The sequence below is a fragment of the Sediminibacterium sp. genome, from assembly GCF_051860225.1.
Classification (GTDB): domain Bacteria; phylum Bacteroidota; class Bacteroidia; order Chitinophagales; family Chitinophagaceae; genus Sediminibacterium.
In genome coordinates this window covers 1,504,953-1,527,611 of the sequence record NZ_JBHYEI010000001.1, presented here as the reverse complement: position 1 = coordinate 1,527,611, position 22,659 = coordinate 1,504,953, and the positions used below count along the sequence as shown (strand labels likewise).

Annotated in this window: 20 protein-coding genes; 8 read left to right on the top strand and 12 right to left on the bottom strand. The window is 36.7% G+C overall.

Annotated elements, in window-relative coordinates; all coding sequences use genetic code 11:
* Positions 1-4 precede the first annotated feature (4 nt).
* The gene (locus ACTIEI_RS06590; protein ID WP_439505493.1) at positions 5-961 is read left to right on the top strand and encodes an NAD(P)H-dependent flavin oxidoreductase; all 957 of its coding nucleotides are present in this window, start codon (positions 5-7) and stop codon (positions 959-961) included.
* Here the strand turns inward: ACTIEI_RS06590 and ACTIEI_RS06585 are convergent.
* Complete coding sequence (locus ACTIEI_RS06585; RefSeq protein ID WP_439505492.1) at positions 958-1,950, bottom strand: sugar phosphate nucleotidyltransferase; 993 nt, start codon at positions 1,948-1,950, stop codon at positions 958-960. The two genes, ACTIEI_RS06590 and ACTIEI_RS06585, sit on opposite strands and share 4 nt — an antisense overlap.
* 106 nt (positions 1,951-2,056) lie before the next feature.
* Between ACTIEI_RS06585 and glyA the strand changes: the two genes are divergently transcribed.
* Positions 2,057-3,337 carry a serine hydroxymethyltransferase gene (glyA, locus tag ACTIEI_RS06580; RefSeq protein ID WP_439505491.1) on the top strand — a complete coding sequence of 427 codons (1,281 nt, stop codon included), beginning with the start codon at positions 2,057-2,059 and terminating at the stop codon, positions 3,335-3,337.
* A gap of 16 nt (positions 3,338-3,353) precedes the next feature.
* Positions 3,354-3,776: a DUF4293 domain-containing protein gene (locus ACTIEI_RS06575; RefSeq protein ID WP_439505490.1), complete on the top strand. Its 423-nt coding sequence runs from the start codon at positions 3,354-3,356 to the stop codon at positions 3,774-3,776.
* A gap of 16 nt (positions 3,777-3,792) precedes the next feature.
* Here the strand turns inward: ACTIEI_RS06575 and uvrA are convergent, their stop codons facing one another.
* Complete coding sequence (gene uvrA / locus ACTIEI_RS06570; protein ID WP_439505489.1) at positions 3,793-6,630, bottom strand: excinuclease ABC subunit UvrA; 2,838 nt, start codon at positions 6,628-6,630, stop codon at positions 3,793-3,795.
* 214 nt (positions 6,631-6,844) lie between these two features.
* On the opposite strand from uvrA, the gene ACTIEI_RS06565 reads away from it, so the two are divergent.
* Positions 6,845-7,426, top strand: coding sequence for an RNA polymerase sigma factor (locus tag ACTIEI_RS06565; RefSeq protein WP_439505488.1), 582 nt, complete (start codon positions 6,845-6,847; stop codon positions 7,424-7,426).
* Positions 7,427-7,497: 71 nt separating this feature from the next.
* Here ACTIEI_RS06565 and ACTIEI_RS06560 read toward each other — a convergent pair whose 3' ends face one another.
* From ACTIEI_RS06560 to ACTIEI_RS06540, 5 genes are read right to left on the bottom strand one after another with little or no spacing between them, the layout of a single operon-like run.
* The gene (locus tag ACTIEI_RS06560) at positions 7,498-9,456 is read right to left on the bottom strand and encodes a protein-disulfide reductase DsbD family protein (protein ID WP_439505487.1); all 1,959 of its coding nucleotides are present in this window, start codon (positions 9,454-9,456) and stop codon (positions 7,498-7,500) included.
* Between the two features lies 1 nt (position 9,457).
* Positions 9,458-9,910 (bottom strand): protein-disulfide reductase DsbD domain-containing protein, encoded by a 453-nt coding sequence (locus ACTIEI_RS06555; protein ID WP_439505486.1) that lies wholly within the window; start codon positions 9,908-9,910, stop codon positions 9,458-9,460.
* A gap of 15 nt (positions 9,911-9,925) precedes the next feature.
* Positions 9,926-10,585, bottom strand: coding sequence for a phosphoribosylformylglycinamidine synthase subunit PurQ (gene purQ / locus ACTIEI_RS06550; protein WP_439505485.1), 660 nt, complete (start codon positions 10,583-10,585; stop codon positions 9,926-9,928).
* Between the two features lie 50 nt (positions 10,586-10,635).
* Positions 10,636-11,619, bottom strand: coding sequence for a hypothetical protein (locus tag ACTIEI_RS06545; protein WP_439505484.1), 984 nt, complete (start codon positions 11,617-11,619; stop codon positions 10,636-10,638).
* An 11-nt stretch (positions 11,620-11,630) separates the two neighbouring features.
* The gene (locus ACTIEI_RS06540; protein ID WP_439505483.1) at positions 11,631-13,202 is read right to left on the bottom strand and encodes a hypothetical protein; all 1,572 of its coding nucleotides are present in this window, start codon (positions 13,200-13,202) and stop codon (positions 11,631-11,633) included.
* A 112-nt stretch (positions 13,203-13,314) separates the two neighbouring features.
* Between ACTIEI_RS06540 and ACTIEI_RS06535 the strand changes: the two genes are divergently transcribed.
* From ACTIEI_RS06535 to ACTIEI_RS06525, 3 genes are read left to right on the top strand one after another with little or no spacing between them, the layout of a single operon-like run.
* Positions 13,315-15,300: a KUP/HAK/KT family potassium transporter gene (locus tag ACTIEI_RS06535; RefSeq protein WP_439505482.1), complete on the top strand. Its 1,986-nt coding sequence runs from the start codon at positions 13,315-13,317 to the stop codon at positions 15,298-15,300.
* 5 nt (positions 15,301-15,305) lie between these two features.
* Positions 15,306-16,094, top strand: a complete 789-nt coding sequence (locus ACTIEI_RS06530; RefSeq protein WP_439505481.1) for an alpha/beta hydrolase — start codon at positions 15,306-15,308, stop codon at positions 16,092-16,094.
* 26 nt (positions 16,095-16,120) lie between these two features.
* The gene (locus ACTIEI_RS06525) at positions 16,121-16,927 is read left to right on the top strand and encodes an alpha/beta hydrolase (protein ID WP_439505480.1); all 807 of its coding nucleotides are present in this window, start codon (positions 16,121-16,123) and stop codon (positions 16,925-16,927) included.
* A gap of 7 nt (positions 16,928-16,934) precedes the next feature.
* On the opposite strand, the gene ACTIEI_RS06520 is transcribed toward ACTIEI_RS06525, so the two are convergent.
* Genes ACTIEI_RS06520 through ACTIEI_RS06500 form a run of 5 tightly spaced genes read right to left on the bottom strand, consistent with a single transcriptional unit; the run spans position 16,935 to position 20,362 of the window.
* Positions 16,935-17,849, bottom strand: coding sequence for a S66 peptidase family protein (locus ACTIEI_RS06520; RefSeq protein ID WP_439505479.1), 915 nt, complete (start codon positions 17,847-17,849; stop codon positions 16,935-16,937).
* 2 nt (positions 17,850-17,851) lie between these two features.
* A complete protein-coding gene (locus ACTIEI_RS06515; protein WP_439505478.1) occupies positions 17,852-18,223 on the bottom strand; it encodes a hypothetical protein in 372 nt (123 codons plus the stop codon).
* A gap of 43 nt (positions 18,224-18,266) precedes the next feature.
* The gene (locus ACTIEI_RS06510; protein WP_439505477.1) at positions 18,267-19,283 is read right to left on the bottom strand and encodes a S66 peptidase family protein; all 1,017 of its coding nucleotides are present in this window, start codon (positions 19,281-19,283) and stop codon (positions 18,267-18,269) included.
* Positions 19,284-19,469 carry an Arc family DNA binding domain-containing protein gene (locus ACTIEI_RS06505; RefSeq protein ID WP_439505476.1) on the bottom strand — a complete coding sequence of 62 codons (186 nt, stop codon included), beginning with the start codon at positions 19,467-19,469 and terminating at the stop codon, positions 19,284-19,286.
* A gap of 14 nt (positions 19,470-19,483) precedes the next feature.
* A complete protein-coding gene (locus tag ACTIEI_RS06500; protein WP_439505475.1) occupies positions 19,484-20,362 on the bottom strand; it encodes an SPFH domain-containing protein in 879 nt (292 codons plus the stop codon).
* A 122-nt stretch (positions 20,363-20,484) separates the two neighbouring features.
* On the opposite strand from ACTIEI_RS06500, the gene metG reads away from it, so the two are divergent.
* On the top strand, positions 20,485-22,659 hold the full coding sequence (gene metG, locus ACTIEI_RS06495) for a methionine--tRNA ligase (protein ID WP_439505474.1): 2,175 nt from the start codon (positions 20,485-20,487) through the stop codon (positions 22,657-22,659).

Sequence of the window (22,659 nt, the reverse complement as noted above, 5' to 3'; positions counted from 1 at the left end):
TTTTATGCTGCTTACAGGAAACCCATCCAATATCACCCGGCTTTTTGGTATAAAGTATCCCTTGATTCAAGCAGGTATGATATGGGCCAGTGGATGGAAATTAGCTAGTGCGGTAAGTAATGCAGGGGGCTTAGGAATTATTGGTGCTGGTTCTATGTACCCCAATGTTTTAAGAGAACATATACAACAATGTAAACTAGCTACTCCGCATCCTTTTGCGGTTAATATCCCATTATTATATCCAGATTTGGAAGCCATTGTACAAATCATACTAGAAGAAAAAGTACCCATTGTTTTTACAAGTGCAGGTAATCCTAAAACCTACACTTCGTTATTTAAACAACAGGGCATAAAAGTAGTACATGTAGTAAGTAGTAGCAAGTTTGCGCTTAAAGCACAGGAAGCAGGTTGTGATGCGGTGGTTGCTGAAGGCTTTGAAGCAGGTGGGCACAACGGCAGAGAAGAAACAACTACCATGGTATTAATTCCTTCGGTAAAAAAACAAATCAATATCCCATTGATAGCTGCTGGCGGTATTGCTACAGGACAACAAATGTATGCTGCCATTGCATTAGGTGCAGATGCAGTTCAAGTTGGGAGTCGTTTTGTTTGTACGCCTGAAGCATCTGCTCATATGCAGTTTAAAGATGCAATCATTAAAGCAGGTGAAGGAGATACGCAGTTAAGCATGAAAAAACTGGTTCCGGTTCGTTTATTAAAAAACGATTTTTTTCATCAAGTTGCTGCTGCAGAAAATAAAGGTGCCGATGAAGCTGAACTCACTCATTTATTAGGCAGAGCGCGTGCAAAAAAAGGCATGTTCGAAGGAGACCTCAAAGAAGGAGAGTTAGAAATTGGTCAAGTAGCGGCTTTAATCCATGAAATAAAACCTGCTGCTGCAATTGTAGCAGAAATGATTGCTGAATTTAATGCTTGCGTTAATAGCATTAAAGCCCTCTAACCAAAATCAATTTCTGTATTATCCCCAATATTTAAACTTCTACTAAGTCCTTTTACAGAAGCATCACTACCAATTAAAGAATTGTCTAGCACTACTTCAAATAAATTGGTGAACGAGCCGATAATACTATCGCGTACAATGGAATGTTTAACAGAGGTATTAGCTCCAATGGCCACATGAGGTCCAATAATCGAATGGGAAATTTCACATCCGGGTGCTATACTCACTGGTGGTATAATAATAGTGTCTTTATATGAATGTTCATGACCTGTATTGCCTCCAAATTTTTTCAGCAAAGTGGCATTACTTTCTAACAGACTTTCTTTCTTGCCACAATCAAACCAACTCTTCACTTTGAAAGATTGAAATTTTGCTCCCCGTTTAATCATGCAATCTAAGGCATCGGTTAGGTTATACTCACCTTGTGTTTTAATGTCTTGCATAAACAAATGGTGTAGGCATTCAAATAGAAAATGAGTCTCTTTAATTTTGTATAATCCCACTAATGCCATATTACTTTTGGGTATGGAGGGCTTCTCAACTACTTGTTCAATAAATCCGTCTTCGCCAATTGTTGCAACGCCAAAATTTCTTGGGTCATCTACTTTTTTAACGCCTAACATACTGTAAGGACTGTCTACCACTTCTTTTACATCGTATTCGCAAATGGTATCCCCTAAAACCACAAATACTTCATCTGTTCCTACAATCGCCTTGGTTAATTCAATGGCATGTCCTGTTCCTTGTCTTTCATTTTGGAATACAAAATGAGTGGTCAAATCTGGGTAGGTTTGCTTTACATAGTCCTGTATTTTTTCTCCTAAATAACCCACTATAAAAATGAACTCTGTGATACCCGCGTCTCTTAACTGATCTACAATAAAACTCAATATTGTTTTACCAGCAATAGGTATTAATGCTTTGGGTTGAGTGTAAGTATGCGGTCTAAGCTTTGTTCCAGCACCTGCAACAGGGATAATCGCTTTCATTGGGAGGTCTTTAATGTTTAAACATTTCAACCTAATTAAAGGCAGCAATGTTCAAATGGGGCTGTAAAATAGTAAATAACGCGTAAATTTGACAAAAATACACTTCATGCAGAGAGATACTTTGGTTTTTGACTTAATTAGAAAAGAATTAGAAAGACAAAGACATGGAATTGAGCTGATTGCCTCAGAAAACTTTACCAGTCTTCAGGTAATGCAAGCAATGGGAAATGTGATGACCAATAAATATGCCGAAGGTTACCCTGGCAGAAGGTATTATGCGGGTTGTGAAATAGTTGACCAAACCGAACAATTAGCAATTGACCGTTTAAAGGAAATTTTTGGGGTAGCATATGCCAATGTTCAACCCCATAGTGGTGCTCAAGCAAATGCTGCAGTTGCACTTGCCGTACTTCAACCTGGCGATATTACTCTTGGACTAGACTTAAGTATGGGTGGCCATTTAACGCATGGTAGTGCAGTGAATTATTCAGGTAAATTGTATCAGCCGCACTTTTACGGCGTAACCAAAGAAGAGGGGTTGATTGATTACGAAATGCTGGAATCTAAAGCACGTTCATTAAAACCTAAATTAATTTATTGTGGAGCAAGTGCATATAGCCGAGATTGGGATTACGCAAGAATCAGAAAAGTGGCCGACGAAGTAGGTGCATTGGTTTTAGCTGACATAGCTCACCCTGCAGGTCTAATTGCAAAAAAATTATTGAATTCTCCTTTCGAACATTGTCATTTTGTTACTTCAACTACGCATAAAACATTACGTGGACCAAGAGGTGGCATTATTATGATGCACAAAGATTTTGAAAATCCATGGGGGCTTAAAGATGTAAAGGGAAATATCCGCATGATGAGTAACCTGCTTGATATGGCTGTTTTTCCTGGTATTCAAGGAGGTCCACTTCAACACGTTATTGCAGCAAAAGCAGTTGCTTTTGGCGAAATCTTAACTGATGAGTTTTTAGTGTACCAACAGCAGGTTCAAAAAAATGCCCAAGCTATGGCAAAGGCATTTGTTGATAAAGGATACCATATTATTAGTGGAGGCACCGACAACCATCTCATGCTAATTGACTTGAGAAATAAAAATATCAGTGGGAAAAAAGCAGAACAAGCATTGGTTCAGGCCGATATTACTGCTAATAAAAACATGGTCCCTTTTGACGACAAATCTGCATTTGTTACCTCTGGCATTCGCTTTGGTGTACCTGCTATTACTACACGTGGGATGAATGAATCCCATATGCCTTTTGTTGTAGATGCTATTGACCGTGTTTTAATGAATGCAGACGATACCCAAATTATTGGGGCAGTTCGCAAACAAGTAAACGAGTTCATGGAACAATTCATTTTATATCCTGAAATGGGATAGTTTAACCTTAATTAATATGTTACAAAGAATACAAAGTATTTGGTTGCTACTTGCTGCAACAATGGGTGCACTAAGTTTACAATTCTCCTTTTTTAGTGGTAATAAGCTAAATACAGAAACCAATGTTAAAGAATGGATTGAATATACTGCAGCTCAAGGAAGCTTAAATGCAATTTTAACCATCACGATATGTGTTGCAACCCTGGTATGCATTTTTATGTATAAAGACAGAAAGAGACAACTGTTGATTAATCTGATAATATTGGCAGTTTCGCTATTGAATATTTTTTTATACTTCAACGCAAGCAAATCTTTTACAGAATACAATACAGACCTTACCGCATTAATCAGTTTATCTATTCCTGTATGCCTGGTATTAGCAGCTATTGGGATTTATAAAGACGAGCAATTGGTAAAGAACGCAGACCGATTAAGATAAACCAACCGCCCACTTTTTAAATAAAGGGGGCGGTTATACTTTTTTTATTCTTTTTCAAATCAGCCGGCAATCCTGCATAAACTAGTTCACCGCCTGCATTGCCCGCTTCTGGACCTAATTCAATTAACCAATCGGCAGACTTGAGTACATCGGTATTATGCTCTATCACAATGAGTGAATGCCCTTGCTCTATTAATGCATTAAATGAGTTGAGTAATTTTTGAATATCATGAAAATGCAAACCAGTAGTGGGTTCATCAAATATAAAAAGCACATGACCTATTCCTTTTCCTTTACCCAAGAAGCTGGCCAATTTAACCCTTTGTGCTTCTCCCCCACTAAGGGTATTACTACTCTGACCTAGTTTAATATACCCTAACCCAACATCTTGCAAGGTTTTGATGGCTTTTTGAATTTGTTTTTCTTCTTTAAAAAATTCGAATGCTTCATCTACACTCATTTCTAAGATATCATGAATAGAAGCATTATTATATTTTATTTCTAATACTTCCTCTTTAAATCTTTTACCACCACAAGATTCACAAGTCAGGTGTACATCAGCCAAAAATTGCATTTCTACAACGGTTTCACCTTCTCCTTTACAGGTATCACATCTACCGCCATCCACATTGAATGAAAAATGCTTAGGTTGGAATCCACGCATTTTAGCCAAACCTTGCTTTGAAAACAAATCTCTAATGGCATCATACGCTTTAATATAAGTGACAGGATTACTTCTTGATGATTTACCAATGGGTTGTTGGTCAATCATTTCAATTTGTGCAATTGAATCAATATCGCCAGTAATGGCTTTATGTAAGCCAACTTTTTCTGCGGCTTCACCCTTAATTTTTTGTAAGCCAGGATAAAGTATCTGTTTAATTAAAGTTGTTTTACCGCTGCCACTCACACCGGCTACAACACAAAAACAATGTAATGGAAAATCGACTGTAATATCTTTTAAATTATGCTGCCTGGCACCTTCAACCCGAATAAAACTATTCCACTTTCTTATTGTTGAAGGAGCTTGAATGGCTAATTCACCTGTTAAGTATTTACCTGTTAAACTATTCTTATCCTTTATTAAATGATTGTAATCTCCTGCTGCCACAACTTCTCCGCCTAAATGCGATGCTAATGGTCCCATGTCTATAATATGATCTGCTTCTCGCATCATCATCTCATCATGCTCAACTACTACAACTGTATTACCTAAGTCTCTCAATGATTTTAGTACCCCAATTAAGCGCTGCGTATCTCGCGAGTGCAATCCTATGGAAGGTTCATCCAATATATATAGTGAATTGGTTAAGTTGCTTCCTAAATTTCTAGTCAATTGAATACGCTGACTTTCTCCACCACTGAGGGTATTTGCTAAACGTTCCAATGTTAAATAACCAAGTCCAACATCTAATAAAGTTTTGACCCGTTGATTTATTTCGGTCAAAATTCTTTTTCCAATAGCTTGTTCTTGTTCGGACCATGGTATTGTATCAAACCAATTTTTTAAGTGACTCACTTGCATATTGCAGAGTTCTCCAATATGCTTTCCATGTATTTTAACATACAGTGCTTCATTTCGCAAGCGAAACCCATCACATGCATGACAAGTGGTTCTACCTCTATATCTACTTAATAAAACTCGGTATTGTACTTTGTATAAATTCTGCTCTACTTCTTTAAAAAAATCATTAATACCCAATGCAGTACCTACACCTGTCCATAATTGTTGGTACTGTTCTTTGGTCAAATCCATGATGGGTTTATGAATGGGAAAGCCCGACTTACTCGCACCTTTTATAAATTGATCTTTCCACCAACTCATTTTTTCTCCTTTCCACGGCGCAATAGCATTTTCATATAATGACAAACGCCTATCAGGAATTACTAAATCTTTATCTATACCTAACACTTGCCCAAAGCCTTCACATACTGCACAGGCACCATAAGGATTATTAAAGGAAAATAAATTGGGAGAGGGTTCTTCAAATTGCATCCCATCTGCTTCAAACTTATTGCTAAAATGCAGAACTTGATTGCTATTTATTTCAATCAACATTTCTCCATGACCTTCAAAAAAAGCAGTACCTATCGAATCCGCTAAGCGATGTAAGTCGTCTTCTTCAAATTCCTTAACAACCATTCGATCAATCAACACGTAATAATTATGCTGATGCGTTTTCCAATGTTTTGCTAAAGCTGAATCTGACATTGATAAAATATCTTCAATCCTTTCTGGCAATCCTGATTCTCCCTGCTTCATCAAAAACATTCTTGAAAATCCTTTCTGCATTAGAATACTCAACTCTTCTCTGATTGCTCGATGTTCATGCTGCTTAAAAGCTACCAGCATTACCATTTTTGTTCCAGCTGGCATTGCAGCAATTACATGCATTACATCTGCTACTTCATCTTTTTTTACTTCTTTGCCACTGATAGGCGAAATGGTTTTACCCACTCTTGCAAATAATAATCGCAAGTAATCATAAATCTCTGTCATACTACCCACTGTGCTGCGGGGTGTACGAGTAATCACTTTCTGTTCAATAGCAATAGCAGGACATAATCCTTTTATATAGTCTACATCGGGCTTAACCATTCTAGACATAAACTGACGAGCATAAGCACTTAGGCTTTCGGCATACCGCCGCTGCCCTTCTGCAAATAAAGTATCAATAGTTAATGATGATTTACCACTTCCTGATACTCCTGTTACTACAATCAGCTTATTTCGGGGAAATGAGACAGTTACATTTTTTAAATTATGCGTTCTCGCACCACATACCAATATCTCGTCAGCAGGGCTGTTTGCTTTGTCTATTGATGCTTTTGCCGTCTTTTTACTCGTTGCCATAAGGTTCACAAATTAAACAGATTATTACAGCTTTGGTTGAGTAAACAACAAATAACAGCCAAAAAATCAGTCAGTTAGAATGTGAATAACCCCATTCCGTTTCATTTTAATTTCCACAACCTATTTATGTATACAAAAGAATTCTATTTTGTTCTTGATTTAAAAAATCGCTATCCAATATCCTCATTTTAATCCTGACTCAAAAACCTAAACTATGAGAACATTAGACCATGCGTCTGATACAGAGCTGATAAGGGCATTTCAAGATGGCGACACCGATGCGTTTGAAACACTTATCTATCGTTACAAAGACAAAATATTTTCGTCTATCTTATTTTTCGTAAAAGATACTTATTTAGCCGAAGACCTGTTTCAAGATGTGTTCATTAAAATTATTGACACATTAAAAAACAAGCGCTACACAGAAGAAGGTAAGTTTTTACCCTGGGCTTTAAGAATTGCACACAATCTTTGTGTTGACTACTTCAGAAAAGTAAAGCGTACACCTGCTATTAAAACAAGCGACAACAAAGACATTTTTGATGTACTGCAAATTTCAGAAGAAGGTCCAGATGGGAAAATCATGCAAGGTCAAAGCCATGATCGCGTCAGAAAGATGTTAGACCTATTACCTGAAGAGCAACGAGAAATTATTGTCTTAAGGCACTATGCCAACATGAGCTTTAAAGAAATTGCTGAAATCACCAATTGCAGTATCAATACCGCATTAGGTAGAATGCGCTACGGCTTAATCAATCTCAGAAAGATGATGGTTGAAAAACAAATTGCTTTGTAAAAATCAATCTAAAAATATAAAAGCCCCAACATTTTAAAAAGTTGGGGCTTTTTTTATTCACTTTGGAACAGTTATTTATGCTGATCAAATGCGGCTTTTGCAGCATCTAGATGAGCTATAAATTTGGCAATATCTGGGTCATATCCGTATTTAATACTACTTAATGGTTTTCCATTTAAATCTAAAAACATATACAGGGGTTGTGCATTAAATCCAAACTGGGTAATTTCATAATCCAAGTTTTTATCTCCCTCTGTAATTACTCTATCTCCATCTTTTTTAGTGTACTGTTCTTTTACTGGTAAGTCTGTAGACTCGTCTACATATAAACTCACTAATACAAAATTCTCTTTCATCCTTTTAAGCACTTCAGGATCCTTCCAAACCTCTTTTTCCATTTTACGACAATTGGCGCAACTATGTCCAGTAAAATCTAACATGATGGGCTTATTCAAAGCCTTGGCTGCAGCCATACCTTCTTCTAAGGTGAAATAAGCCACTAAGCCATAAGGGACGTGCAACTTGTCTGCTAATCTTTTTGGAGGCTGTGCAAGACTGTTAGTAGATGGAGACTGTGTAGGCGTATTTCCTATCTGATATTTTAATGCATCTAAATTAAATTCTTGTGTTCCGTCGGGAGGAATAAATCCACTTAAATGCCTGAGGGGTGCTCCCCATAATCCTGGTAAAATATATAAGGCAAATGAAAAAGAAGCAATGGCAAAAAATAATCTAGGAACCGATACATAAGGCAAATCACTATCATGAGAAAACTTCAGTTTACCCAATAAATAGATTCCTAATAATACAAAAATGACAATCCATAAAACCAAGAAAACATCTCTATCCAGCAGTCTCCAATGATATATCAAATCTACATTCGACAAGAACTTCAATGCTAATGCCAATTCAATAAATCCAAAACTTACTTTTACTGAATTTAACCACCCGCCGCTCTTGGGTAATGATTGAAGCATTGAAGGGAAAAACGCAAACAACGAAAAAGGCAGTGCCAATCCTACCCCAAAACCTAACATACCTACAATGGGTGCTGTACTTACTCCGCCGGTACTTGTTTGACCCAATAAAGTTCCAACAATGGGTCCAGTACAAGAGAAGGATACGATTACCAGTGTGAGGGCCATAAAAAAGATGCCTCCTAATCCACCCTTACCTGCTTTTTGGTCTGCCTTATTGGCCCAGCTATTGGGTAACTGTAACTCGAATGCACCAAAGAATGAAATGGCAAATACAAGAAAGATTGCAAAGAATAATAAATTTGAAATGGCGCTGGTTGAAATTTGATACAGAATATCATCTCCAAAAATCAAGACCAGTAAAATAGTTGGAACTGTGTAAATGCCAATAATAGACAAGGAATACCATAGCGCATTTCTAATCCCTTCTACCCTTGTTTTACTTCTTTTTAGAAAGAAACTCACGGTAACTGGAATAAGCGGAAAAACACATGGGGTTATCACTGCTAACAATCCTGTTAAAAATGTCAAGAGAAAAATCTGCCATAGGGTTTGATTAGCAACATCAGACTTTTCTGCAATTGCTGACTTGTTAGCGGGGGTGATTTCTATTGAAAAAGGCACACTACCAGATGGAAATTGATCCGCTTGTTTACATAGCCAATTGAATTGTCCTTTTAAGACTAGGCTGTCTTGAGCGGCTAATCTTATTAAATAAGCTAATTGAACACTGTCTTCAAATACCTTGTAAATAACAGTTGCATCATCAGCTGCAGCAATTTGAACTTGCTTTCCTTGCTCTACAATGGTATCTAGCAATCGAGCTGAATTGGTTTCATCAAGTTGTAATGCAGATACAAATGCATCTTCTGCATTTTGCTTTTTTGCACCAAACAGTTGAAACCCTTTTTCAATCTTCGCACTAATGGTAAATTGGACCAAACTATCATTGGTTCGTAAGGCAGAAAAAACAAATTGCACAGGTGTATTTTCCTGTGCAATTATTACATTAGCTAGTAATAGAATTACTAGCAGCGTCCATATTTTTTTCATATTACAATAGCTTAATATCAAATTGTTTTTTGGTAGGAGGCAAACATTGTTCGTCGTCGCAAACCATGTAGTTCACATATCCAGCCACATTTGTTTTGATTCCCGCTTTTACTTTAACCTGCTGGGTGTACACTACTTTGCCACTAAAAAATTGCACTTCCATTCCAAAAATCTTATCATTGATTTTTTCGAGCTTACCCGTTTCCTTTGTTGCCCCAATTTTCTTTACCAAGGGATTGGCATTAAAAACAACTTTTGTAGGAACAGGACCGCCAGAAGGCATATTTTGTGAGTACATATGCCAAGGCTTTGGCACATTAGCAGTAATTATTAATTCGTAGGTATCTGCAGCTTTTTTCTTTGCCTCAAAAGTCCAAGCAACTGGATCCTTGATTTGAGCATTAGCCAGCTGCATAAAACAGCTTGCAAAAAATATAAATAATAGTTTTTTCATAGTTTCATTATTGCCTTACTGAATAGATAATAGTTCAAATACTTTTAAGCCATCGAGATTATGCAAAGCTGCTGATGTTGCACGCTCAGGATGTGGCATCATTCCAAATACATTATTTTGTTTATTTCTAATTCCTGCAATATTTCTCACTGCACCATTTGGGTTTGCACTTGATACGATATTTCCGTTCTCATCAGAGTAACGGAATAAAATTTGATCATTCTGCTCCAAATCATTCAATGTAGCTTCATCGGCATAAAAACGGCCTTCGCCGTGTGCAATAGGTATTTTCAATGCGCCTGTAGCAGGGTTAGTGATATATACATTTTTACAAATGAATTGCTGATTGGCATTCTGCAATAACACACCTGGCAATAATCCACTTTCACATAAAATTTGAAAGCCATTGCAAACACCCAATACTTTTCCACCTCTATTGGCAAAATCGATTACCGATTGCATCATTGGACTAAAGCGTGCAATAGCTCCGCAACGCAAATAATCTCCATAAGAGAATCCTCCAGGTAACACAATACAGTCTTCAGTGGAAAAAGCAGACAAGTCTTTGTCTTTATGCCAAAGCATGATAACTTCTTTATTTAAATCTTGCTGCAAAGCGTCTTGCATATCCCTGTCGCAGTTAGACCCCGGGAAAACGACCACTCCTAACTTCATGTGCTAATTGTTTAAGCTACAAAGGTACAATCCAGAAACAGAAAGAATGCCTAAAATTTGACCAAATGCCAATTATTATACACAATTATTCCAGTTATGATAAAAAATAGCAGATTCGGTAATAGTAATCTTTTGGGATAGGAGAAAGAAGCAGAAACAAATGATGAGAAAGGAACCAAGCATATAATGGCGGCTGATAAACCCGCATTTAAAAAAATAAATGGGGCAGCAGTGACAATTAAACTCATCACAAACAACGCTGCCCAATTTTTTCGTATTTGAATGACCAATCGACTATTAAACTTTTGCCAATAGAAAAGGCCAATCAAAAAGGAAAATGCCAGTCCTATTAAACCCGTCATTTCGATATTGGATAATGTTTGAATAGGCAAGCCAATCTCGAACTTGGGTAAAAAATAATTCAATTTGTCTAATTGATTAGACAAATAAAGCCATGCTGCTAAAAAGTAAAATGGCAAAATCATTCCCATCAAAAGGGTAAACCATTCTTGTAACTTAAAAGGGCGCATTATGCCCAAAGTAAACAAGACCACCAATACCATTATAGCAGTTGGATGATAAGATAAAATAGTTACAGAAACAAGTAAGCCAATATTAAACAGCATGGTTTTAGGAGACGAATGATTGTACAGTCTCGTCAATTTGATATAAATCCAAATCAAGGCAAAATTGGCTATCAAAGCTGGGCTTATAATTGCCCATTGAGGTAAAATACCGGTGAGTAGAATATAGCTCATCGCCACTGTGTAACCCGAATTGGGAAACATTTTTTGCTCTGTTAGTAAAAAATTAAGCCTGATTGCCTGAGCTAAAACAATGATTTGATAAACAAAGAAACCAGCTAGACCAAGCTTATCTTTTAAGTAGTGATTCATTAAATAAGAAAAAAAACCTTCCTGCTCATTGGCAATCATTGGCAGAGCAATACTAAATCCATGAGCATGAACTGCCAAGCTGAGTAGCACTAGAAAGACTATATTAACTAATGATCGATCTCTAAATAAAAATACCACAGTACTGCAAATTAATAATCAATTTTGGCAAAACAGGTATACCCCCTAAACATGCAAGGTATGATAGCTTGACGAGATCCTGTTTGCTTAGCATGTCTTGGCATAAAATCATACCCTCTTTCTAAGTTTTTAATAGTTGGATTACGATCAATTTGACCTTTTGGAGAAAGTGACTGATCAGTTAATATATTGCTTCTTTTATCCTGAATGTTAAATAAAAACCGAATTTGATCTCCAGAATTTACTAGCCCATATCCAATATAATTATCTGTATTGTCATCATATTGGGTTTTTCTAATTACGTTACTCCATTCCATCTTCCCATCTGGTTCAAAGGAAATGATGGCAATATTATCGGAAAAATAACGGGTTACATTATTTGGGCCCATTGAATTTAAACCCCACGGACTGCCCCAAGGATAGGCATTTAAGCCCGAGCCATATGGATAAAATCCTCCCATCCCAAAGCCCAATCCCGAACCAACATATGGATTAAAAAAGGGAGAACGATTCATCATATCCCAACGATTAAATGTATTTCCTCTAGAATTCATGTATGCAGACTCTGCAATCATCATGAAACCGCCATCTCTGCGTAAAATCAAATTCTTCAAATAAAAATCGTTGAATGCTGTTTTTGCAGAACCCTCTCCTCTTACATCTGCCCTAAATTCTTCAGAAAAAACAGTCGTTGCATTTAACAATTCTAGACCTGTTTGTTTATCCCAAAGGGTATAATACAAACCATCAATATTGCCCCGCTTTTGCTTACTAAAAAAAGAAGTGATTAAGATTTTTTTATTGAGGTTGTCTATTTTAATTCGAGTATCATCTAAAAATAGACTTTTAACTTTCACTTCACTGATTGTGGGATTAATACTACCTAAAGGCTTTACCACCAAGCTTACTTTATTAATGCTCTCATTCTGGGCTACACTTGATTCCCTTAAAAACACCAATGTTCCTTCATTGTCTAGACCAAACTCGCCCAAATAATCATTTCTATCTGGCATTTCTATGGGAACCCTAACTTTCTCTAATTGTGTTAACTGCTTGTCAAAAACACATGAAGTAATCACATGTTCTTTTTCATTACGGGTACTTACTTTGAATGCAGCGATTCTTTGTTTGTCTTCACTATTTAAGACAGTATAGATCCTATTATTAGCAGCATACCCCAAACCTGCGGTTGTATCCAATAAGATTGGATCAGCCATTATTTTACCATCTGACCCAATTTTAGCGGCCATCACATAGTATACATTTTTCAATTGGTATTGATAAATGAAATAGGCAAAATCGGGGTAGGATACAAAATCAGTCCCCAAAATTTTGGCTCTTTCAGGCAAATAATCCATTTTCACTTTAGCACTCAACTTCATATCTGTATCATAAATAGAAAAGAAATGGTCGTCCCTGGCATTTTTGTAGATGAGGAATTTACCGTTCATTTTGCCTACCACTTCAAAATTCAAGGTTCTGGGATCGTCTCTATCGGGCTCAGAATAAACAATATTTTGGGCCGAAACAGACAAAAAACTTCCTAAAACCAAGATTAAACTAAGCAGAAATGACCTTTTCATAAAGTATTCTTTATAATTTCAAATGTACGCTTTGTACAGTTTAATTAGTTTATACAATTTACCCATACATTTGTTAAAGATCTAATTGCTTAAATGCTTCAAAGCCTGTTTTGTGAGTAAAAATATCAACAAAGTTTCCGCTGCCGGTCTCTTAATTGCCCTTGGAATTATTTACGGTGATATTGGAACATCTCCACTTTACGTTTTCAACGCCATCATTACTAATAGAGTCATTTCGGAAGAATTAATCATTGGTGCATTGTCTTGCATTATCTGGACGATTACACTCCAGACTACTGTTAAGTATGTTTTAATGATCTTGAACGCCGACAACAAAGGAGAGGGTGGTACTTTTGCTTTGTATGCCTTGGTAAGACGAAGAAAAAAATGGTTGGTCATACCAGCTATGATTGGTGGAGCAGCTTTGTTAGCAGATGGGATTATTACGCCTCCCATTTCGGTTACTTCTGCCATTGAAGGATTGAAAGAGTTGCCTGCAATGAGGGCAATTACAACAGATAGTATTGTAATAATTGTAATTGCCATTTTAGCTGCTATCTTTTTTATGCAGCAGTTTGGTACAGCCAGTATTGGTAAACTTTTTGGACCTATTATGATGATCTGGTTTACTATGTTAGCAATTTTAGGTATATCTAACCTGGGTAGCGACTTATCGGTCTTTAAAGCGTTGAATCCTTACTATGGTATCAAATTATTAATTACTTATCCGAATGGATTTTGGTTATTAGGGGCTGTTTTCCTTTGTACTACTGGTGCGGAAGCGTTGTATTCCGACTTAGGTCATTGTGGCAGAGGGAATATTCGTATTTCCTGGATTTATGTAAAAGCCTGTTTATTATTGAATTATTTTGGCCAAGGGGCACTATTATTAAGTAGCCATAAAGGATTGTTAGTAAACGCGGCCAATAAAGCGCAATTCGGCATCAATGCTTTTTATGATTTAATGCCACAATGGTTTATTTTATTTGGGGTAATTATCGCTACTTCTGCTGCTATTATTGCAAGTCAAGCAATGATTTCAGGCTCATTCACGCTGATTAGTGAAGCCCTAAGATTGAATTTGTGGCCTAAAATGAAAGTGCGCTATCCCTCGGAAGAAAGAGGTCAGTTATTTGTACCAGGTATTAATTTGCTACTATTTGTTGGCTGCTTGGGCGTGGTTCTTTACTTTAGAGAGTCCTCTAAGATGGAAGCTGCCTATGGTTTGGCCATTGTAGTTACCATGTTGAGTACTACTATTTTATTTTCAAATTTTTTAGTTTTAAAAAGAACTGCTTCGGTTTGGATCTATATATTTCTATTTGGATACCTTATCTATGAATCTGCCTTTTTGATTGCTTTAATGGAAAAATTTGTGCACGGAGGCTATGTTACTCTTCTAGTTGGAGGAGCATTATTTGCTGTGATGTATGTTTGGTATAGAAGTAGAAAAATTAAGAATAGATATGTGGAGTTTGTTCGCTTAGAGAATTATATTCCAATGATTCAAGAACTGAGCAACGATAAAAGCATACCTAAATATGCCACCCACTTGGTATACATGACCAGTGCGAATAACCATAATGAAATTGAGCACAAAATCATTTATTCTATCCTGAATAAAAAACCTAAAAGAGCCGATATATACTGGTTTGTACACGTTGATGTTTTAGATGATCCTTACACTTGTGAATACAATGTAGAACATATTATTCCCAACGACATTATTCGAATTGAATTCAGGTTAGGCTTCAGAGTAGAGCATAGAATTAATTTGATGTTCCGCAAAGTGGTAGAAGAATTGGTTAAGAATAAAGAGGTAAATATTACTAGCCGTTATGAAAGTTTAGAAAAGAATAATATTGTAGGCGACTTCCAATTTATTGTTTTAGAAAAATACTTGAGCCAAGACAATGAACTTCCTTTCTTTGAGCGGGTCATTATGAAATTATATTTCTGGTTGAAAGAAATCAGTTTGAGTGAAGAAAGAGGTTTTGGATTAGACCCGAGTAATGTTACCATTGAAAAATTCCCTTTGATTGTAGCACCTGTTTCCAATATGAAACTATCTAGGATTTTCCCTGAGGGAGAAGAGTAAATAAAATGAGTACAATTATACTATACATTGTTATTGGATATTTACTTATTGTATTAATAGGGTATTTAATTCAAGAAAAGCTCATTTTCAAACCTGAAAAACTAGCACAAGATTTTGAATACAAATACGATGCCCCATTTGAAGAATTATTTTTTGATGTAACTGAGGGAGTAAGAATCAATGGGCTTCATTTTTTTGTGGAAGAACCAAAAGGCTTGATACTTTACTTTCATGGAAATTCTAGAAGCATCAAAGGTTGGGCAAAATATGCATGTGATTTCTATCGATATCAATACGATGTAGTTTTGGTAGACTATAGAGGATTTGGCAAGAGTACGGGCAAAAGAAGTGAGCGTGAAATGTTGGCCGACATGCAATTTGTATATGAAACACTCAAGCAAAAATATCCAGAACACCATATATTGGTTTATGGTAGAAGCTTAGGAAGTGGATTTGCTACTAAAATTGCTGCTGACAATACGCCGCGTTATTTAATTTTAGATGCCCCCTATTATAGTTTTATCAAAGTGGCAGAAAGATTTACTCCATTCATACCACACAAACTAACACTACGATATAAATTACAAACCGATCAATGGATTAAGAAAGTGAACTGCCATACTTATATCATCCACGGAACAAAAGATTGGCTAATACCTATAAAACAGAGCCAAAAACTACAGGCCCTTAATCCACATAAAATCACATTAATCAGTATCCATGGTGGTGGTCATAACAACTTACCTTCCTTTAATGAATACCATAATTTTATTAGAGATATTCTAAAATATTGAGTGAGCATTCTGCTTAACTTTGCCCCGTGAATAAAATAAAAATTACATTTTACATTAAACTAATCCTCTTAGCTTATGCATTAGTTGGATCTGTTTTATTTATACTTCAGGATCATTTATTATTTCATCCCAAAGCATTTGATCAAGATAGTAGCTATCAATTCAATCAGCCTTATCAGGAGTCGGTAATTCCCTTAGATGCAGTAACCAAATTTCATGTAGTTCATTTTACAGTGCCAGATTCAATTAGAAAAGGAGTGGTCTTGTATTTTCATGGAAACAGGAAAAATATTGGGCATTATGCGGAGTTTGCTAAAAATTTCACGCTTAATAATTACGAAGTTTGGATGATTGATTACCCCAAATTTGGGAAATCAATTGGTGAATTGACTGAAGCTAATTTATATGAAGGGGCATTACAATTATATATGTTAGCCAAGCTTAGATATAACCCCTCGCAAATAATTATTTACGGAAAGTCTATAGGTACTGGTATTGCTACCCAGTTGGCTTCCGTAAGAGATTGCAAACACCTGATTTTAGAAACACCTTATTATAGCATGGAAACTTTATTGGGTCAATATTTATTCATGTACCCATTAAAAAAATTACTACACTTTAAATTTCCAAGCAACGAGTATATTCAAAAAGTAACTGCACCTGTCACCATTTTTCATGGAACCGAAGATGGGGTGATCTCCTATAGCAATGCACAACGTTTTACTGCACATTTAAAAAAAAGCGACGAATTCATCACCATTAAAGATGGCACGCATTTGAACTTAAATAGCTTCAAGTTGATGCAAGATAAATTAGATGAAATCTTGCGCTAATGATTAATTAACCGATTTCTTTCAGTTTAACGGTTTTTGCAGTAATACTTAGTTCAACGGTTGCTCCCACTTTTAATGCATAATTTTCGGTATCATGACTAACCGGGAATCCAAAGCAAACTGGATAATCAAATTCAGCAATATGTTCCTTCAGTATTTCCTCAATTGTTTTTCCGAAAGGACGAGTGGTATCTTTTCGATCGGTAAATCCGCCCAATATTAATCCTTTGAGTTGACTTAAAATTCCGGCCCTTTTTAGTTGAATGAACATTCGGTCAATATTGTAGGCATACTCTCCCACGTCTTCTAAAAATAAAATAGCGCCCTTGGTTTTATACATCATTTTAGAACCTACCAAATGAGCAATCAATGCCAAGTTGCCTCCCATCAATACACCGATTGCTTTGCCCAATTGATTCATAGTGTTCGGCGCACAACTGTATGATGCTTTAGTCCCTTTCAAAGCCTTTTGTAAAGACTGCACATAAGGCAGTGTTACTCCCCCCTCATTAAATGCATTCGCCATAGGTGCATGTAATGAAGCTGTATTGCACTTAGTTAATAGATGCGCGTGCAAAACAGTGATATCGCTAAAGCCGATGATCCATTTTGGACTTTTTTTGAAAGAAGAAAAATCAAGTTGATCAATGATTCTAGTAACGCCATAACCACCTCTTCCACAAAGAATCGCTTTAATAGATGGCTCGTCTAGTAAAGCCTGCAATTCATCTTTGCGTTCCTCGTCTGTACCACTAAAATAATTGGTAGACTTACTTCCTACCGTTTTACCAATCATCACTTGAAAGCCCCATTGTTGCAGCGTTTCCACACAGGTTTTTATTTTTTCGGCTTCCATATAGCCTGCAGGACAAGTGATGGCAATAGTATCCCCTTTTTTTAGGTATGGCGGAATCTTAATCATGGCTAACAATTTTTCGGATTGGAAATCTTATCGGCTCGTAACTTTTTATGTCCTTTTAAGTGGATAAATGTTGCAATAAGAAACCCTATCCCTGCAATTAACGTGACATAAGGTAACAAAGTTTTACCTTCTTGAAAATAAATATAGGTTGTCAAGAATAAAGCAATACTTTCAAATAGATGTATAATTAACTCCAATAATGAGTGTGGTTTTTTTGAAAGTTTTATAAAAATAAAATAGATCAAACTGATTATACCCAATATTAGAATTGTCCATCCTATAAAGCTGTGATGATGTTGAATTTTATCAAACCCTTTGGCCATTAAAATAATAGCAACAAAAAAGTGATGAATTGATATTAGTTGCTTTCTCATAATAAATACATTTTATGGTATTGTTTCGTTATTGCAATGATCACTAAATTTCAGTGAGTAATACCTGATTATTCTCTACCATTAATTGATGAGGCAATCCGCATTTCAATGCAAAATTATTTTTGATATGCCCTACCGGAAAATCAAAGCAAACCGGATAATTAAATGCAGCTACTTTTTCTTTGACGATGGTATAAATATCTCGTCCAAACGGAACAGCAGGATTATCTACTTTAATATTACTAAAGCCTCCCACAATCAATCCTTTTAGATTAGACAGCTTTCCCGATCGCAATAAATTACAAAACATGCGATCAATATTGTACAAGGGCTCACCCACATCTTCTACAAATAAAATTTTTCCATCGGTGTTGATCATGGAAGCGGAACCATTTAGGTTTTCTAGAATTTTCAAATTCCCGCCAACCAACAATCCTTTGGCTGTTCCTGTTCTATTATGCTCTACCGAAATAGATGGATAGTTGATTTTTCTTCCTTCTAATGCATCTTTAATGGATAAAATGGTTGCTTGCTGAACTTCATCCGCTGCGGCCCAATCTTTGGGAAAGCTGCCGCACATTTTTGAATGCAAACTAGCTACATGCACCACTTGGTGCAAATGGCTATGTAATACAGTGATATCACTAAAACCAATGATCCATTTGGGTGAATGCTTAAATTTTTTAAAGTCTAAAAAGTCTATCATTCTTACGGCACCATATCCACCTGTTGCACAAAGTATTGCTTTAAGGCTTGGGTCATCCATCATTTGTTGGAAGTCTTCAGCTCTTTCTGCATCAGTCCCGCCAAATGTATGATCCATCTTTCCAATCGTATCTCCTACTTTGACTTTATAGCCCCAGCTTTGAATTAAATCAATAGAAGGTTGAATGGTTTCTAATAAAGAAAAACCAGCAGGGCAAGTGATACCAATCGTATCGCCTGGTTCTAAATTAGGAGGAACTTTAATTTTTCTACTTTTATTTCCAGCAGCTGAAGCTAATGCAGGCAGGGCCATCAATCCCATTCCTGCCATCTGCAAAAAGGACTGTCGTTTCATTTAGGTATTTTTCTTGGGTTTAGGTTTGATAGCTATGCCTTCTTTTTTTCTACCTGCATTGCGCAAAGACTGATCAATCAACATTTCAATTTGACCATTCACACTCCTAAACTCGTCTGCCGCCCATTTTTCCAGGGCGGCATACGTTTGTTGATCTATTCTTAAAACAAAAGATTTCTTACTCAAAACAAATCATTTTATTATTGATGCAATGTTCCTGTATTCACTACTGGAGACACTGCCCTATCACCACAAAGCACAACTAATAGATTACTTACCATTACTGCTTTACGTTCTTCATCTAATTCTACTACTTGCTTTTTAGACAACATATCTAAAGCCATTTCAACCATACCTACCGCTCCTTCTACAATTTTGCTACGAGCAGAAACAATGGCAGTCGCTTGTTGACGTTGCAACATGGCTTGTGCAATTTCTGGCGCATATGCCAAGTGGCTAATACGGGCTTCTTTAATAACAATACCTGCTTTTAGCATTCGTTCGTTCAATTCAGACTCTAACATCGCAATAACTTTTTCCCCACCATCTCTCAAGGTTACTGCTGCGTGTTCATCATCAATACTATCATAAGGGCAGGTAGATGCCATATGACGCAAAGCCGCTTCACTTTGGTTGGTCATATAACTAGAAAAGTTTACTACATCAAAACATACTTTATAAGTGTCTTCTATTTGCCAAAGTATCACCGCAGCTATTTCAATAGGGTTACCTAACTTATCGTTCACTTTTAACTTGGTACTTTCTAAGCTTTGCAAACGCAGCGACACTTTTTGTTTGGTGTACAAAGGGTTTACAAAAAATAGTCCATTGTCTTTAACCGTACCTACATACTTACCAAAAAAAGTAAGCACTACACTGGTATTGGGTTGCACAACCACCAAGCCCAACAATAAAAAGAAGACTACAATTAAATCAATAATTGCCCCCCAAATAAGGGCATATCTTAAGCCATCTTCAGCTCCTTTTATTTGCGTGAGCGCATAAATACCTACTACTAATAAAATAGTCACCAACAACAAAACCATGAACCCTTGTGCTGCTTTAATGGTCTTTTCCATATTTTTCATTTTAATATTAATATGATATCAAAATTATAGCAATTCTTGGAATTTCCAAATAAATCTGCTTTTAGTACCTTTGCCGCTTACAACAAGCAGTTTAGATTAAGAAGCAACCGAATATGAAGCAACCAAAGAGATATTTGATTACCGCGGCACTACCTTACGCCAATGGATTAAAACATATAGGCCATTTGGCCGGAGCATACCTTCCTGCTGATATATATGTTCGTTATTTAAGGGCACAAAAAAGAGACGTAGTATTTGTTTGTGGAAGCGACGAACATGGAACAGCCATTCCAATTCAGGCTACCAAAGAAGGAACGACTGCACAAGCCATTATAGACAAATACCATCCCATCATAGAGCAAAATTTTAATGACCTAGGAATATCTTTTGATATCTATCATAGAACCAGCTCACCTATTCATCATGAAACTGCCAGTGAATTTTTTACTGCATTAAATAATAAAGGAGACTTAATTACCAAAGAGTCGGAACAATATTATGATGAACAAGCACAAAGTTTTTTAGCAGACCGTTATATAAAAGGAACCTGCCCCAACTGTGGTTTTCAAGCTGCATATGGAGATCAGTGTGAAAGCTGTGGAAAGAGCTTAAGCCCCGATGAATTAATTAATCCAGTGAGCACGCTAAGTGGCAACACACCTATTAAAAAGTTAACCAAACATTGGTACCTTCCTTTAGACAGACACGAAGATTTTTTACGCAAGTGGATTATAGAAGATCATGGCAATGATTGGCGTTCTACCGTAGTAGGACAATGCAAGAGTTGGATTGATGGAGGCTTGCAGCCCAGAGCCGTTACCCGCGACTTAGATTGGGGGGTTGCTTTACCTAGTGACGTAGAAGGCGGCAAAGGCAAAGTTTTGTATGTATGGTTTGATGCGCCGATTGGATATATCAGTGCCACCAAGCAATGGGCATTAAATACGGGAAAAGATTGGAGACCTTATTGGGAAGACCAAGATACCAAGCTGATCCATTTTATCGGAAAAGACAATATTGTTTTCCATTGCATTATTTTTCCGGTGATGTTACAATTGCATGGTAATATTTTACCTACCAATGTCCCTGCCAATGAATTCATGAATTTGGAAGGAGACAAAATGAGTACCAGTAGAAACTGGAAACTCGAAATGGAAGACTATATCAACGATTTCATCAAGCCAGAAAACGGGGGATCACAGCTGGCGGATACCTTGAGGTATTACTTAACTGCCATTGCACCCGAAAGCAAAGACAGCGAATTTACTTGGAAGGGTTTTCAAGATGCCAATAACAGTGAGTTGGTAAGCATATTCGGTAACTTCATCAATCGTGCATTGGTATTGATGCACAAACTATGCAATGGGAAAGTGCCGCCATTGCACAATGATTTATTAGACGAGTTAGATCATGCAACCATTGAAGCCATCCAACTAAGCAAACAAAAAGTTGAGCAATTATTAGAAGACTATAAATTCAGGGATGCCCAATTTGAAGTAATTAATTTGGCTAGAATAGGGAATCAATATATGCAGAAAAAAGAGCCATGGATTTTAGCCAAACAATTAGCTGAAAATCCAGCAGCTCAACAATTGATCAATAACTGTTTGCATATCTGTTTACAGTTAACGGCTAACCTTGCAATTTTGTCAAATCCATTCTTGCCCTTTACTGCAAAGAAAATTTGCTACTTATTAAAAGTGGTAGACAAGATATTGAATTGGGAAAATGCGGGCAGTATGAAATTATTAAGCGTAGGATACAGTTTGCGTGCGCCTGAATTATTATTCAGAAAAATTGAAGACGAAGAAATCACCAAACAAATAGAAAAATTAAAAGCTGCTGCTGTGAATAAAGAAACCATTGCTACAACTAGCAACACCAGTAATACCCAGAGCGCTACAATAGCTGAAACAGCAACTGCAATCACTGGTGAAACCGCAGACAAATCACCTGTTAAACCCGGAATCGTATTTGATGATTTCGCCAAAATCGATTTGAAAGTGGGCACCATTGTGGCTGCAGAAAAAGTAGAGAAAGCCGATAAGTTGTTGAAACTACAAGTGAACCTTGGTTTTGAAACCCGCACCATTGTTTCTGGTATTGCCATGCATTTTGCACCAGCAGATATTGTAGGTAAACAAGTGACTGTGGTATGCAATTTAGCCCCACGTAAAATGCGCGGCATCGAGAGCAATGGTATGATTTTAATGGCCGAGGATGCGAATGGTAAACTGCATTTTGTAAATCCTGAGGAAAATATTAATCCTGGAAGTGGTGTAAGTTAA